A 12,013-nucleotide genomic window follows, 5' to 3' on the forward strand; every position below is an offset into this window, starting at 1 on the left:
CGTTTTGAAAAACAGATCTGGCAATCATGTCAAAGGAAGTTTCGATGAGTTTCGCCTTCGCCCGTTCCCGTTACCGTCAGGCCGAGACCCTCGTGCAGGAGGCGGCCACCGACCCCTATGACATCGTTTTTGTCACGCTGCGCGAACTCAACCGCTCGCTTGGTGTCTTGGCGCGCACCCAACAAGAGGCGCGCCCATTGCCCTCTGATCACGTCAATCGGGTGTTGACGGCGATTTACATCCTGCAATCCAGCCTTGATTTCGAGGCGGGTGGCGATCTGGCAGGGGATTTGTTCCAGCTGTACGAATTTGCACGGTTCCACGTGCTCAAAGGTCTTCGGGGCGAGGAGGGCGCGCGCCTGACCGAGGCCGCCGCCGCCATGGGCGATATTCTGGACGCCTGGCAACAGATCGGATCTCAGGTCAAGGCGCAGGCGGTATGACACGTGTGGTACAACAGATGACCTATAGCCTTCTTGGCGATCAGATCCGTAACTTGACGACCGCGCTTGTCGCAGCAGCCGAGACGGGCGATCACGCGGCGGTATCGCGTGCGGATCATGCCCTGCGCTGCGCGGTCATTGCCTTGGTTGGTGGTGCCTCTCTCGCAGAGGATGGCGCGCAGGACCGCATCGCGATCCTGGCCGAGGCGCTGGATGCCGTGCGTCGCACCGCCGATGTGTTATCGGCCAAGGCGGCGCGGCGGGCAGGGCAGGGGCGGGCCAATCTGGTCTATCTCAACTGCGACCGCAAGGTGGGGCCGCGCTGATGGCGCCTGTGTCTGAAACGGCCTGCGGCACCTGTCTGCGGCTGCGCATGTTTCTGACAATTGCGGGCGCGTTGATTGCCGGGCTCTACCTGCAACCCGGATGGGCCACGGCGGTGGCGGGGTTGATGCCGGCACCTCTGTTGATCGGCTGGGCAATCTGCGGTTTTGGAACTCTGGGCTTCGTGCTGCGCCTGCGGCATCATCTGCGGCATCAGCGCTAAAGAAAACCCGGCGCGCCCTCAGCAGAGGCGACGCAGAAGCCGCACCAAACCCCAGACATGCTGACGCCGGGGTTCGCCATGTTCATCACATAGGACAAGTTCCACGCCCACCTTGTGCGGATCGGTGCCGGGGGCGGGTATGAAGGTCTGGCGCATGGCGATCATGGGATGTCCTTTCTCGGGCTTGGTATTTGTTTTCGGGCTGCAAGAAGCCTGCCAATCACGGGGCATGGGCCCAGTCGAGGATCAGAACCTCAAGAATGGCGGGCTCTTCGCCCATGGCGATCAACCGGGCGTTCATCGCCTCTTGCAGGGTTTCAGGCAGGCTGCTGCGCAGCGCCGCAAGGCGTGTATCGGCAGGCAGGCTTTCGGCGGCGCGCAGCATGACATCGGCCAATTCGGCCTGCGCCTCTTGCTGGCGATCAGCCAGTCGCGCCATAAGTTCAAGACTGCCTGCCTCGCGCAGGGCAACGCCCAAGCCGATGCTGAGCGTGCCGCCATCCTCTGGCAGCGATACCGTCACAGGCAGGCTGAGCGGCAGATAGCGGCGCGGCTCTGGCCCTGTGGGGGCCTCTGATGCGGGCGCGGGTGCCGCTGTGGGCTGTGGCACCGCAGGCGTCTGGTTCAGGATCCAGAGACTGGCCAAACCAAGCGCGATTGGCCCGAGACTTGCAGTCACGGCAAAGACAATCAGCGGTTGGCGAGGCGAAATCCGGGTCATGTAAGGCAAAGAGCAAGGATCGCGCCAAGCGGTGCTAAACTGGCGGTCTTTTCTGTCGTTGTGATTGCGTGGGGCCGTGTCGCCCGAGCGACGCAAAAGAACCAAAAGGAGTGGGCAGAGTGGCGGGCGCCTTGTCGAAATTCAGGATTCTGCGCCGGGCTGCGGGACAGGCCACACCGGGCCAGACACCGGATGCCTTTCCTCTGGTGCGGCGAAGCACCAATCTGCATGACATTTCACTGGTCGAGCGGCATTTGCCGGAAATCCTTGGGCGGGCCTTGGCGCGCAGTTGGATTGATCGTGCGTTCAGCACTGCCCTCTTGGCCGATCCCAAGGCGCTGCTTGCACAGCACGACATTCACTTGCCCGAGGCGGTTAGTATCGAGGTGGAAATGACCCCGACGCAGCGGCATCGCTTGGTGGTCTATGAGCAGCGCCCCGATGGCGAGCGGCGGCGCATGATGTATCTGCAACTCGTGATGATGGCGGGCAAATAGATGCGGCGCGTTCTGCTGGTCTCTGCGCTCTGGCTATGTGGCGCGGCGGCGATGGCCGGGTCCACGCCGGATTTCGGTCGCGCTGTGGCCTTGGCTCAGGATGGGCAGGCGGGCGCTGCCGTGGCGATTTTCGCGGATCTGGCACAGGCCGGGCACCGCGCGGCACAGGTCAATCTGGCGGTGATGCTGGCGCGGGGGCAGGGTGTGCCGCAGGACGATCAGGCGGCGGCCTATTGGGCGTGGCGCGCCCGTCTTGCGGGCGAGATGCGGGCGATGGAGGTCAGCGACCTGTTGCTGGGGCGGCTGACAGAGGCGGCGCGCGCCCGTCTGGCCGACCGGCTGAATGCCGATCTGAGCGCGCGGGCCAAGGACGGCGTGCCGGGGCAATTCGCGGCGATTGGCCGGGTTGAGGCGCAGTTGCGCACGCCTGCGAAAATGGACGAGGCGGCGCTGTGGTTCACGCTTGGGGCCGCGTTTGAAGAGCCGGGTGCCGTGGCGCTGCGCGAGGTGGCGATGGCCGATCTGGAGCCAAAGGCACGGTTGGCGGTGCAGGAACGCGCAGGCGCAGAATTTGTCAAATGGTGCGCAGACATGCCCGCCGAGGCGCGCCCCGAGGCGTGCGGGCGTGTGCCTTGAACGGCCTGAGGCTGCATTTTTCGAACATGGGGCTAAAATTGCCGAGGCATTGGTCGTAAGACCTGATTGGGCTGGCACGCGGCTTGCAGACTGAGATCGAACAGAGACCTCAGGAAAGGCAGCGCCGATGTCCTCGAACGTGATGCATGTGGCCAAAACCGGGCTGAACGCCCAGCAGGCCCGCATTCAGGTGATTTCCAACAACCTGGCCAACGTCAACACCACCGGATTCAAGCGCGACCGCGCCAATTTCGAAACGTTGCTCTATCAGACGCTGCGTCCGGCGGGGGCGCAAACCTCGGAAGCCACCGAACAGACCGCGCCCACCACGTTGGGCACGGGTGTGCGCCCTGTCAGCACCGAAAAGATGTATACCCAAGGCAGCCTGACCACGACCGACAACGCGCTTGATCTTGCGATTGACGGCAAGGGGTTCTTTCAGGTGCTGATGCCCGACGGGCGGATCGGCTATACCCGAAACGGCACGTTTTCCCAGAATGCCGATGGTGTGCTGACCACGTCGAGCGGCTATGTCGTGCAGCCCGAAATTCAGATCCCCCCCGAGGCCACCAGCATCAGCATTTCCCGCGATGGCATCATCAGCGTGACCCTGCCCGATGCGGTCGAGGCCGAAGAGGTGGGGCAGTTGACCCTTGCGCAATTCGCCAACCCGCGCGGGCTAGAGCCGGTGGGCGAGACCTTTGTGGTCGAGAGCACCGCCAGCGGCGCACCGGTTGTGGGCAATCCGCTCGAGGATGGCATGGGCGATCTGGTTCAGGGCGCGCTTGAAACCTCGAATGTCAATGTGGTGCAAGAGCTGGTCGAAATGATCGAAGCGCAGCGCGCCTATGAAATCAATTCTCGCTCCATCTCGGCCTCGGACGAGATGATGAGCTATCTCGCCAACAACCTCTGAAGGGGACCATGATGCGCCGTTTCACCTGCACCGCCGCCGCGCTGATCGCGCTGGCGGGCTGCTCCACCAAGATCGAGGAAGCGGAATCGGAGCTTTACGCGCCGGTTTACCCGGTCGAAGAGGTGCAGCAATCGCGCCTGATGCCCACCGGCTCGATCTATGCCGGATATTCCAACGGTCTTTTCGTGGCCGACCGGCGCGCGCGGGCCGTGGGCGATATCCTGACGGTCGAATTCTCGGAGCGGTTTGCCGCGAGCAAGTCGCAGGCCGCGGGATCAAGCAAGACCGACAATTTCGAGCTGGATTTGCCTGACGTTCTGTCCTTTGGCTTTGACGATGGGCGCCTGACAAGCAGCACCACCCGCAGCTATGCCGGGCGGGGCAATGCCACGCAGTCCAATTCGCTGACCGGCCGGGTGTCTGTTTCGGTGGTGCGGGTCCTGCCCGGTGGCAATCTTGAAATCATTGGCCAAAAACAACTGACGCTGAACAACGGTCAGGAATATATCCGCCTGCGCGGTGTGGTGCGGCCTACCGATATTTCCGCCGATAACGTCGTGCGCTCGGACCGGATCGCCCATGCCGAGATCAAATATGTCGGGGCCGGTGACGTGGCCGATACCGCCAAACAAGGCTGGCTGCGCCGCGCCTTTGAAACCGTGTCACCGCTATGAGGGCCCCCGGTATGCTGCGGTTTCTGCTGTTGCTCGTGTGCCTTGTGCCTGGGGCGGCGCTGGCGGACCGGCTTAAGGATCTTGCCGATGTGGCCGGGGTGCGGTCAAACCCGTTGGTGGGCTATGGCCTGGTCGTGGGCCTCAATGGCTCGGGCGATGGCAATTCGGGGCTGACGCGGCAATCCATGCAATCCATCATCTCGCGCCTCGGGCTAGAGGTGGGGACCAATGATCTGGATGCCAAGAATGCGGCGGCGGTGATGGTGACGGCGGAATTGCCGCCGTTTCTCAAGCCCGGTCAGGTGCTGGATGTCACGGTCTCGACCGCTGGCAAGGCCAAGTCGTTGCAGGGCGGCACCCTTCTGATGACGCCTCTGATGGGGGCGGATGGCGAGGTTTACGCCATCGCCCAAGGCAATCTGGTGGTTGGCGGTCTGGGGGTGCAGGGCGGTGACGGCTCGTCTGTCGTGGTCAATGTGCCCACCGTGGGCCGGGTGCCGCGTGGTGCCACGGTTGAGCGTATGGTCGAGACGTCGTTTCTCGAAACCGAATATTTCGTGCTGAATCTTAATCGCCCGGATTTCTCGACCGCGAGCAATGTGGCCGATGCGATCAATGCGCAATTCGGCGACGGCGTGGCCGTGGCCTTTGACGGCAGCTCGGTGCGGGTGCGTGCGCCTGCCGATCCGGCGGCGCGGGTGCCGTTCATGGGGCTTTTGCAGGATATCGAGGTCGATCCCGCCGCGCCGCCTGCCCAAGTCATCGTCAATGCGCGCACCGGCACGGTGGTGATCGGGGGCATGGTGCGGGTGACGCCCGCCGCCGTGTCGCATGGGTCGCTGACCGTGCGGGTGAACGAGGATTTCAACGTCGATCAGGCCGCGACGGTGGTCAATGGTCAGGATGGGGGCGTGGTGGTGCCGGGCAATGCCGTGGTGACACCGGACACACAGATTGACGTGGAACAGGAAAACAACCCCGCCTTCGTTTTCGATCCCGGTGTGTCGCTGGCTTCGCTGGTTGATGCGATCAATGCCGTGGGGGCAAGTGCCGCTGATCTGGTGGCCATTCTTGAGGCGCTGCACCGTGCGGGTGCGCTGCGCGCCGAACTGATCGTGATCTGAGGAGCGCGCCGCCATGACCCTGCCCCCGCTTGCCACAGCGTTTGACGCGCGCCAGACCGCCAGCCTCTCGGATGACCGCATTGCCGCCAAGGCCACGCGCGACGAGGATCGGCTGCGTGGCGCGGCAGAGGGGTTCGAGGCGCTTTTTCTCAATCAGATCCTACAATCGGGCCGCGCTGCGTCGTTTGGAGATTCGTTGACGGAAAGTTCTGCGACCCAGACCGCTCAATCCTTGCTTGACAGCACGCTGACCGAAGTCGGGGCCGGGCGTTCGGGTCTGGGCCTATCAGAGGCAATTTATCGCCAGTTTTCCGCCCATCTGGGCGGAGCACAGGAGTAAACCATGGTCGATTTGATGGACATCGGGCGCGGCGGGGTTCTGGCCTATCGCACAGCGCTTGGCGTGACCGGCGAGAATATCGCCAATGTCGACACGGCCGGCTATCGCCGCCGCGATGCGGTGATGCAAGAGGTGGGTGTGGGCGGCGGCGTGGACGTGGTGGACATCCGCCGCGCCTTTGACGGTCTGGTGGCCGCGCGCAGCCGCGACGCGCAAAGCACGCTGGGCGCGGCGGAAACCCATCTGAGCCATGTGCAGGCGCTTGAAGATCGCCTTCTGCCGGGAGAGGGCGGATTGCCCGATCTGCTGGATGGCTTTTTCGATGCGCTCGACGGGTTGTCGCAGGTGCCTGAGGATCAGGGGCTGCGGCAGGCGGTCCTGAGTTCGGGCACGGCGCTGGCAGGCGGTGTGGCCGATCTGGCCGAAGGGATCGACGTGCTGGCGCGCAATGTGCGCGAAGAGACCGAGCAGACCGTGGCGCAGGCCAACACCGTGCTGAGCGGCCTGGCCGAGGTTCAGGAACAACTGGCGCAAGTGACCGATGAGCGCGCGCGCAATCCTCTGTTGGATCAACGCGACCGGCTGTTGGTCAATCTGGCGGAACTGGTGTCGATTGACGTCGAGATGGATGATGCCGGTCGCGCGACAGTGCGATTGGGGGCCGATGGCAGCGGGCCGCTGGTGCTGGAACGGGGCCGCGCCGGGCGGATCGAGCAGGGCACGGGCGGGCGCTATCTTGTCACCTCTGCTGATACCAAGGCGGTCGAAGTGCAGACCACCCTGCGCGGCGGGATGCTGGGCGGGCTGGCGAGTGCCGCCGGGGCGATGGCGCAGGCGGGCGACGATCTCGACCTCTGGGCCAGCCGGATGGCCGAGGAAATCAACGCGGTGCATGCCCAAGGCCTGACGCCTACGGGCGGGCGCGGTGGGGCGCTCTTTTCCGTGTCGGGATGGGAGGCGGCGCCGGGTGCGCTGATGCGCGGCACGGGCGCGGCCAGTGTTACCATCACAGATGCGACTGTCATGCCCGCGGGGCCGCTTACTCTGGTGCAGGATGCGCCCACGGGTCTGTGGCAGGCGCGGGATGCGGCGGGGCAGATTCTGGCGGCGGGCGAACAGACCCTGAGCCTGCCGGGATTGCGGATCGAGATGAGCGGCGTGCCGCAGGATGGCGACCGGATCACGCTGACGCGGCAGGATGCGTCGGCGCGGCATATGACGCTGGTGCTGAATGATCCGCAGGGGATTGCGGCGGCGGGCACGCTGACGGTGAGCGCCGTGCCGGGCAATCGCGGCACCGCCACGCTGAGTGCCACGGTGCTGAGCGCGCAGGCCTCTGGGCCGCGTGATCTGTCGGGAATATTGAGTGCCGAGCCGGTTGAATTCCTGAGTGCAGGCGTTGTCGGGGTGATCCCGGCAGGCCGCGCGGGGGCTGCTTTGTCGGTCCAGCCGCGCTTTGCGGCGATGGATCTGGGGCCGCTGGCGGGGGCTGCGCCGCAAACGCTGAGCCTGACCACGCCCGAGGGTGTGGCGCAATTCGCGCTGCCTGCGGGGCTGACGACCGACGCCTTGGCGGCGGCGCTGAATTCCGGGGCGGTGCAAACGGCTGAGGGGCAAAGCCTTGGGGCGCTCGGTCTTATGGCCGAAGCGATCGGCGACACGCTGAGCTTCTTGGCGCGCGATGGGGATTTGCCGCTGTCGGCCAGCCTTGCGACCGATCTGGGCAGTTTGGCGGGCGTTGTGGTCGCGGATGCGGCCCCAGCGGCGGTGCTGTCGGTTTTTACCCGTGACGGGCGGCAACTCTCTGGTCCCCCTCTGGGCGCGAGCGCGGCGGCGGCGCTGCTGACGCCGGAAAACGGATTCTCTCCCGATGCGGCCCATAATGCCGATTACCTCGACGGGGCCGCGCCCTATGGCGGGCTGAGCCTGACGCGGCAATCGGTCAGCGGCGATCACGTGGCGCTCTTGGGGCAGGCGGGCGGGATTGCCACCTGGACCGGCACCACCCCCGCCCCGGCCAACCCAAGCGTTGAAATCGGCTATGAGGGGGCCACACAATCCAGCACGCTGCGCCTGCCCGAGGGGGCCAATGCGGCCTGGGCGGCGCAGGAGCTGACAACGGCCCTGCCGGTGCGTGCCGAGGCGGAAACCCGTCTGGCGCTGGATGTGCCCACAAGTGGCGTGCTGTCGTTCCAGCTTGCCGGACAGAACCTGACGCCCTTGACGATTGCGGCCGATCTGGGCGCAGTCGGTGCGGCGGGGCTGCAAGCGGCGATCAACGCGCAATCGGGGCCACGGGCATCCGCGCCGAGCGGGCCCCCAATGGCGGTCGGCTGGTGCTGGTCGAGGATCAAGGCGCAGATATTTCCCTCTCGCGCCTCACCCATTCCGGAGGCGAGGCCGCCTCGCTGACGCGGTTGGCACCGGATGGCGCGGCGTTGGGCACGGTGAGCCTTGGGGCTGGCGGGCCGGATGCGGCGCGGATTTCCGGCACGGTGCGCCTGAGCGGTAGCGCTGGCTTTGGCGTTACCGAGAACGGTGTTTTGCAGGTGGCCGCACCAGATGGGTTCGAGAATGGCCTTATCACACGGCAGACTGGCGCAGCAGGCGCGCAAGTGACCCTGACCCCGGCAGAGCCGGGACCGGGGGATCTGAGCCTGAGACGGATCGCCGTGACCGGGGCCGATGGCCGCGTGGTGACGGCTGAGGCCGATCCGGCGCTTGGCTCGGGGGCCGCAATGGCGCGGGCGCTGGCCGCTGATCTGCGGGCTAAGGCCCCAGCAAGCCGGATCACGGGTGCAGCGCTACCGGCGCTGCCACCCGATGGCGCGCAAATGCGCGTAAGCCTTGGGGCGCAGGATTATGGCATTCGGATGAGCGGCGGCGCGCCGGTGGTGAGCGGCCCCGAAGAGGGCCGCATCACTGCGCGATTTGACGAGAACAACCGCCTCATCCTTGAAACCGAGGGCGGCACACTTGATGGCTCTGCTCTGCGTCTGCCCAGCGATGCGGGCGAGGCGGCGCGCTTTGGCATGGGGGCTGGCAATGCGCCGGTGACAACGGTCATCGGACAGCCGTTCGATGCCGGGAGCCTGCCGTCGAGCTTTACCATCAAGCTCAATGGGCAGGAGCATTTTGTCAGCGTGTCGGCGGGGGCGGTGGTTCTGCCTGTTACGTTCCCCGGCACAGGCTATATCAACACCGCCTTTGGCCGGGTCGAGATCGAGTTCAGCGCCCTTGACGGCGAAATGATGATTGAGGCGCAGCCGGGGGCGGCAGCTGCCGGGTTCGAGACCTTGGGCCTGCGCGCCGAGGTGACAGAAGACGGCGCGCTGCGTCTGACGGCCACGGATGACCGGGTGCTTGGGGTTGAGAATGTCGCCACTGGCGGGGGCTCTGTGCTGCGCCTCAACTCTATTCCTGATGAGGATCTGATCGTGGTGATGGGCGGCACTGGTGCCCTGCGTCTGGCAGGACAGATCAGCGACACGCCCGCGACAGAGCGCGCCCGCGAAGTGCGGGTGCTTGATGCCACCACAGGTCTTGTCGGGCTTTTCGATCGCGACAGTGGCGCGCATCTGGCGTCGCGCACGCTGGATGCGGCGGGCACGGCACGATTTGGCGATCTGGAGATCACGTTGGGCGGTGGGCGCGTGACCGGTGACAGATATTTGATTGCGCCCAACGCAGGCGGGGCCGGGGATGGGCGCAGTGTCGAGGCGATGGCCAATCTGCGGCAGCGCGACGGGCTGACCGGGCGGGGCGGCTATGCCACCGGCTTTGCCAGTCTGCAACAGCGGGCGGGGGCACAGGTTACGGCCAGCGAGAGCCGGGTCGCCACTGCCGAGGCCGAGGCTGAGAGCGCCGCACGCGCCGAGTCAGAATTGGGCGGCGTCGATCTGGATGCGGAAGCGGCGCAATTGATGCAACAGCAACAGGCCTATCAGGCCAATGCACAGGTCCTTTCAGTGGCGCGGTCCCTGTTCGACACCCTGCTGCAAGCGATATGAGGGTTTGAATGAGTATCGGCACCAGTTTTTTTCACAACGTCACCACACGCAACCTGTCGCAGGTCAATGAGCGGATCTCCGATCTTCAGGGGCAGATTTCCTCTGGCGTGAATGATCCCCGCCCCTCTGCCGATCCGGTGCGCGCCTTGCGCCTGTCGGCGGCCAAAGAACAGCAAGAGGCGTTGGATCGTTATTCCAACAATCTTGAACGCGCTGGGGCGCGGCTGGATCAGGCCGACACGGTGCTGAGCGAGGCGGGCAATGTCATGCGCCGGGTGGGCGAGTTGGCGCTGCGTGCGGCATCGGACACGGCGACGGCGACCGAGCGCGACAGTATCGGCACCGAGGTGCGGGCGCTGCGCGACAGCCTCTTGGGCCTTGCCAATGCCCGCGACGAGAGCGGCCGTGCGCTCTTTGGCGGCTATGGCACGCAATCCGATCCGTTTCGCGATGGGCCGGGCGGCGTGGTCTATCAGGGCGATGGCGGGCAATCGCGCTTGCAGGTTTCGGAATCCCTGAGCCTGCCAACAGGGCTGAGCGGGGATGCGGTGTTTGCGATCGGGTCTGAAGGCGGCGATGTCTTTGCCGTGATCGACGACTTTCTGGCCAGCCTTGGCACAGCGAGCAGTGCGCCGCGCGCCAGCGTCACGGGTGCGGGCCAGCTTGACCTTGATCTGACCCTGAGCCGTGCGCCGGCTGCGTGGTCCATGACGCTGGAGGGGCCTTTGGGATCTACGACGATTCCATTTGTCGCCGCAGAAGGGGCCATGTCAGGGGCGGTTGAGGCGATCAATGCCCAGACCGCAGCCACCGGCATCAGCGCCGCGCTTGATCCCGAGACGGGTGGTCTGATGCTCACGGCTCAGGGCGATGTGAAGGTCTCGAATATCGCGCGCGCGCCCGATGCAGGCGGGGTGTTGATGGTGGCACGCGACGCCGAAGGCGGGACGCAAGCGCTGGTGCCCTTTGCGCGTACGCGGGATGCGGTGATTGATCGGTTGCGCGGGGCGTCAGAGCATCTGATCGACCAACGCACGCAATTGGGGGCGCTGTCGGCGGATGCCGCGCGGCAATCGGATGTGATCGACAACCGCAAGCTGGCGATGAGCCAAGCGGTGTCAGGGCTGGAGGATCTTGATCTTGCCAATGCGCTGACGCGGCTTCAGCAATCCATGCTGACGCGGGACGCCACGCAACAGGCCTATGTGCGCATCACCCAGCAAAGCCTGTTCGACTTCCTGCGCTGAGGTTTTCGGGCCTTGTGCCAAACTTGGCCCGACGCTTGCAACGCGGGGGCATGAGACATCTTATCCTTCTGTGTGTGGCGCTTTTCTGGGTGCCGTCCCTTTCATCCGCCAGCCCCGCGAATTGCGAGGCGCTGGCGACGCAGGCCGCTGAGCGTCATGGTTTGCCCAAGGGCCTGTTGCGCGCCATCGCGCGCACAGAATCGGGGCGGGCACTGGGCGACACCGGGACACGGGCCTGGGCCTGGACCTCGAATGTGCGGGGCAAGGGCTATTACTACTCAGGCAAAGACGAGGCGTTGACCCATCTGCGACAGTTGGTTTCGCGCGGGGTTCGGGGGTTTGATGTGGGCTGTATGCAGCTCAATTATCGCTGGCATGGCGATAATTTCGCCACTCTCGAAGAGATGATCGACCCTGTACAGAATATAGAATACGCCGCCCGATACCTAAGCGAATTGCGCGCGGAAACCGGCAGTTGGGACGCGGCAACGCGCTATTACCATTCCCGCGATCCACGGCGCGGCGCGGCTTATCTGGGGCGCGTGCAGGCTGTCATGGCGCGGCTAGGCCCGGTCGAGGCGATGCCAGCTGTGGAACGACAGTCCGAGGTTGCGCGCGCCGCGCCGATGGTCACAGGGCCAAGCCTTCCCCCACGCGAAGCGCCGCGCCTTGCAGACCCGGCACCGCGTGAGGACCGGCGTTTTGCCGGGGCCGCGCCGCTTGTCAGCCGGGTGCAGAACGTGCGGTATTGGGAAACCGCTTCTCTTCCCGAAGGCGCAGTGCCGGTGATGCCCATGCGCAAGACCCTGCAAAAGACGCGCCGCTGAACGTGTCGCGCGTATCCTTGCGTCGGAAATC

The 12,013-nt window shown here is 65.2% G+C and carries 15 protein-coding genes; 13 read left to right on the forward strand and 2 right to left on the reverse strand.

All coding sequences use genetic code 11. The annotated features are described in order from the left end of the window. Positions 1–44 precede the first annotated feature (44 nt). Genes fliS through ACLGGT_RS12185 form a run of 3 tightly spaced genes read left to right on the forward strand, consistent with a single transcriptional unit; the run spans position 45 to position 990 of the window. Positions 45–443, forward strand: coding sequence for a flagellar export chaperone FliS (gene fliS, locus ACLGGT_RS12175; protein WP_008279906.1), 399 nt, complete (start codon positions 45–47; stop codon positions 441–443). After that, complete coding sequence (locus ACLGGT_RS12180; RefSeq protein ID WP_008279907.1) at positions 440–769, forward strand: hypothetical protein; 330 nt, start codon at positions 440–442, stop codon at positions 767–769. Before fliS ends, ACLGGT_RS12180 begins: the two co-directional genes overlap by 4 nt. Continuing rightward, positions 769–990 carry a hypothetical protein gene (locus ACLGGT_RS12185; RefSeq protein WP_437196283.1) on the forward strand — a complete coding sequence of 74 codons (222 nt, stop codon included), beginning with the start codon at positions 769–771 and terminating at the stop codon, positions 988–990. Before ACLGGT_RS12180 ends, ACLGGT_RS12185 begins: the two co-directional genes overlap by 1 nt. Positions 991–1,008: 18 nt before the next feature. Here ACLGGT_RS12185 and ACLGGT_RS12190 read toward each other — a convergent pair whose 3' ends face one another. Both ACLGGT_RS12190 and ACLGGT_RS12195 read right to left on the reverse strand, forming a co-directional pair. Continuing rightward, positions 1,009–1,155 carry a hypothetical protein gene (locus tag ACLGGT_RS12190; protein ID WP_008279909.1) on the reverse strand — a complete coding sequence of 49 codons (147 nt, stop codon included), beginning with the start codon at positions 1,153–1,155 and terminating at the stop codon, positions 1,009–1,011. Between the two features lie 55 nt (positions 1,156–1,210). Continuing rightward, the gene (locus ACLGGT_RS12195) at positions 1,211–1,711 is read right to left on the reverse strand and encodes a hypothetical protein (protein WP_437196284.1); all 501 of its coding nucleotides are present in this window, start codon (positions 1,709–1,711) and stop codon (positions 1,211–1,213) included. Positions 1,712–1,830: 119 nt separating this feature from the next. Here ACLGGT_RS12195 and ACLGGT_RS12200 point away from each other — a divergent pair, with 119 nt between their 5' ends. The 10 genes from ACLGGT_RS12200 (at position 1,831) to ACLGGT_RS12245 (ending at position 11,982) form a co-directional block, all read left to right on the forward strand. Next, a complete protein-coding gene (locus ACLGGT_RS12200) occupies positions 1,831–2,208 on the forward strand; it encodes a hypothetical protein (protein WP_050775728.1) in 378 nt (125 codons plus the stop codon). Next, positions 2,209–2,844, forward strand: coding sequence for a hypothetical protein (locus ACLGGT_RS12205; protein WP_437196285.1), 636 nt, complete (start codon positions 2,209–2,211; stop codon positions 2,842–2,844). It abuts the gene before it with no gap. A gap of 127 nt (positions 2,845–2,971) precedes the next feature. Further along, positions 2,972–3,760 carry a flagellar basal-body rod protein FlgG gene (gene flgG, locus ACLGGT_RS12210; protein WP_437196286.1) on the forward strand — a complete coding sequence of 263 codons (789 nt, stop codon included), beginning with the start codon at positions 2,972–2,974 and terminating at the stop codon, positions 3,758–3,760. Between the two features lie 11 nt (positions 3,761–3,771). Then, positions 3,772–4,434, forward strand: a complete 663-nt coding sequence (locus ACLGGT_RS12215; RefSeq protein ID WP_437196287.1) for a flagellar basal body L-ring protein FlgH — start codon at positions 3,772–3,774, stop codon at positions 4,432–4,434. An 11-nt stretch (positions 4,435–4,445) separates the two neighbouring features. Beyond that, the gene (locus tag ACLGGT_RS12220; protein WP_422002406.1) at positions 4,446–5,558 is read left to right on the forward strand and encodes a flagellar basal body P-ring protein FlgI; all 1,113 of its coding nucleotides are present in this window, start codon (positions 4,446–4,448) and stop codon (positions 5,556–5,558) included. A 13-nt stretch (positions 5,559–5,571) separates the two neighbouring features. Continuing rightward, on the forward strand, positions 5,572–5,898 hold the full coding sequence (locus tag ACLGGT_RS12225; RefSeq protein WP_437196288.1) for a rod-binding protein: 327 nt from the start codon (positions 5,572–5,574) through the stop codon (positions 5,896–5,898). A gap of 3 nt (positions 5,899–5,901) precedes the next feature. Continuing rightward, complete coding sequence (flgK, locus tag ACLGGT_RS12230) at positions 5,902–8,310, forward strand: flagellar hook-associated protein FlgK (protein ID WP_437196289.1); 2,409 nt, start codon at positions 5,902–5,904, stop codon at positions 8,308–8,310. After that, complete coding sequence (locus ACLGGT_RS12235) at positions 8,235–9,908, forward strand: flagellar basal body rod C-terminal domain-containing protein (protein WP_437196290.1); 1,674 nt, start codon at positions 8,235–8,237, stop codon at positions 9,906–9,908. Before flgK ends, ACLGGT_RS12235 begins: the two co-directional genes overlap by 76 nt. An 8-nt stretch (positions 9,909–9,916) precedes the next feature. Continuing rightward, positions 9,917–11,155: a flagellar hook-associated protein FlgL gene (gene flgL, locus ACLGGT_RS12240; protein WP_008279918.1), complete on the forward strand. Its 1,239-nt coding sequence runs from the start codon at positions 9,917–9,919 to the stop codon at positions 11,153–11,155. Positions 11,156–11,205: 50 nt separating this feature from the next. Next, the gene (locus ACLGGT_RS12245; RefSeq protein ID WP_375554084.1) at positions 11,206–11,982 is read left to right on the forward strand and encodes a transglycosylase SLT domain-containing protein; all 777 of its coding nucleotides are present in this window, start codon (positions 11,206–11,208) and stop codon (positions 11,980–11,982) included. Positions 11,983–12,013 lie beyond the last annotated feature (31 nt).

It is taken from the genome of Roseovarius sp. MS2 (assembly GCF_051447875.1).
Taxonomy (GTDB): domain Bacteria; phylum Pseudomonadota; class Alphaproteobacteria; order Rhodobacterales; family Rhodobacteraceae; genus Roseovarius; species Roseovarius mucosus_A.